The sequence below is a fragment of the Thermodesulfobacteriota bacterium genome (genome assembly GCA_040756475.1).
Classification (GTDB): Bacteria; Desulfobacterota; Deferrisomatia; order Deferrisomatales; family JACRMM01; genus JBFLZB01.
On sequence record JBFLZB010000055.1, the window covers coordinates 23,002 to 25,079 of the forward strand.

Consider the following 2,078-nt stretch of genomic DNA (forward strand, 5'->3'; position numbering starts at 1 on the left):
GACCGGCGGGGTCTTGGCCGTGCTGATCCTGGAACTGACCGACGGGGCCGACCTGCCGGAGGCCTTGGTGGCGGCCAAGGCCTGTCTGCGCGCGAGGGCCGGCCACGGGGAGACGCTGCGGGCACTCGAGCGGGCAGAGGAACTGGCCGTTTCCGGCGGCGGCCACGACGAAGCGATCGCCGCGCTCGGACAGGGCTGGGTGGCCGAGGAGGCCTTGGCCATTGCGGTCTACTGCTCCCTGGTGGCCCGGGACTTCCGGGAGGGGGTCCTCCTGGCCGTGAACCACGACGGGGATTCCGACTCGACGGGGTCCATCGCCGGGAACCTGCTGGGCACCCTCCACGGCGTCGAGGCGATCCCCTCCGAGTGGCTCGAGCCGTTGGAGGTTCGCGAGGTGATCACGGAGCTGGCGGACGACCTCTACGCCTTTCGGGACTGGAAGATCGGGGAAGACGCGACGGATGATGAAGAGAGCCAAAGGCTCTGGAGGAAATATCCCGGGTTCTGAAGGCCGGGGGCCTTGGCAAGCCGGGCTCGTCGGGCACACCCGGGAGACCCAGCTTTCGCCTTCGCCTCGGCGGTTGCCGTGTAAGCCAGTTCCGCGCCGAGGAGTTGAGGCACGGGGGCAGCTTGGCGCTCGGCGCCCCCTTCCTCTGAAGGACGAACGTGCCGCATCACCCCCCGTGGAAGCCAATTCGACCAGTTGCCGGTGTGACCGAGTGCACGTTTGATCTGGAGGAGCCGGAGATGAAGATCTTCCTCACGGGTGGGACGGGGTTCGTGGGGGCGCGGCTGGTGCCGTTCTTGCGAGAGCAGGGGCACGAGGTAGTGCTCCTGGCGCGCCCCGGTGAGCCAACCGCCGGCTTGTCCGGCGGCGTCCAGGTGGTGGAGGGCGAACCCTCGGGAGCGGGTCCCTGGTGGGACGCGCTGGGGGAGTGCGACGCCGCGGTGAACCTCGCCGGGGCGCCGATATACGGCCGGTGGGACGCCGCGAAGAAGTCGCTCATCCGCGAGAGCCGGGTGCGGACAACCCGCAACCTGGTGGCGGCGCTCCCCCGCGGGAAGCCGTTTTCCCTGCTGAGTACCTCGGCCGTCGGGGTCTACGGCGATGCCGGGGACCGGGAGCTCGACGAGGCGGCTCCCCTGGGGAGCGACTTCCTGGCCCGCGTGGCCCAGGATTGGGAGGCGGAAGCTCTGCGGGGGAAAGAAGCGGGGGCCCGGGTGGTCCTCCAGCGCTTCGCCGTCGTCCTGGGGCCCGGCGGCGGCGCCCTGGAGCAGCTCGCGTCCATGACCCGGAAATTCTTGGGCGGGCCGGTGGGGTCCGGCCGCCAGTGGTTCTCGTGGATCCACCGGGAGGATCTGGTCCGCGCGATCCTCTTCCTCCTGGAGCGGCCGAAGCTCGACGGCGTCTTCAACCTGTGTGCGCCCAACCCGGTGCGCCAGCTCGACCTCGCCCGCACCCTGGGCCGGGTTCTCGGGCGGCCGGCGCTCACCCCCGCCCCCGCGTTTGCCGTGCGGTTCGTCCTCGGGGAGTTCGCCGACGCCGTGCTCTTCAGCCAGCGCATGGTCCCGAGGCGCCTCCAGGAGGCGGGATTTCGCTTTCTCTTCCCGGAGTTGGAACCGGCGCTGCGCCAGATCCTCGGCGATCAAACCCCTTGACCCCCAGGACGGGGCCTCTGTAGAATGCGCCACTTCTGAGCGCCGGAGAGGTGGCCGAGAGGCTGAAGGCGCTGGTTTGCTAAACCAGTGTAGGGGAAACTCTACCGGGGGTTCGAATCCCCCCCTCTCCGCCAGTTTCTTTCCGACAATTCCCCGATGATCGGCCCGGAGAGGTGACCGAGCTGGCCGAAGGTGCACGACTGGAAATCGTGTGTACCCCAAAAGGGTACCGGGGGTTCAAATCCCCCCCTCTCCGCCACTTTACCCCCTAAGGAGACTCCCATGAAGATGCACTGGCTGCTCGCACTCGGCTTGGCGGCCACCCTGGCCCTGGGTGCGTGTTCCAAGAAGGAAGAGCCCAAGCCCGCAGCCCCGCAGGCCCAGGCGCCCGCCGGGCAACAGGAGATGCCGCCCTCCCA

2 protein-coding genes and 2 tRNA genes are annotated in these 2,078 nt (G+C 69.2%); all 4 read left to right on the forward strand.

Features of this window, described 5'->3' with window-relative positions; all coding sequences use genetic code 11:
* On the forward strand, positions 1-508 hold a 508-nt coding region (locus AB1578_10075), incomplete at its 5' end, for an ADP-ribosylglycohydrolase family protein (protein ID MEW6488245.1).
* 239 nt (positions 509-747) lie between these two features.
* A complete protein-coding gene (locus tag AB1578_10080) occupies positions 748-1,659 on the forward strand; it encodes a TIGR01777 family oxidoreductase (protein MEW6488246.1) in 912 nt (303 codons plus the stop codon).
* Positions 1,660-1,703: 44 nt separating this feature from the next.
* Positions 1,704-1,793 (forward strand) — tRNA-Ser (locus AB1578_10085).
* Positions 1,794-1,826: 33 nt separating this feature from the next.
* Positions 1,827-1,918 (forward strand) — tRNA-Ser (locus tag AB1578_10090).
* Positions 1,919-2,078 lie beyond the last annotated feature (160 nt).

Bases quoted from the DNA above. Each gene is read 5' to 3' on its own strand.
- AB1578_10080 (MEW6488246.1), top strand. From the start codon at position 748: ATGAAGATCTTCCTCACGGGTGGGACGGGGTTCGTGGGGGCGCGGCTG.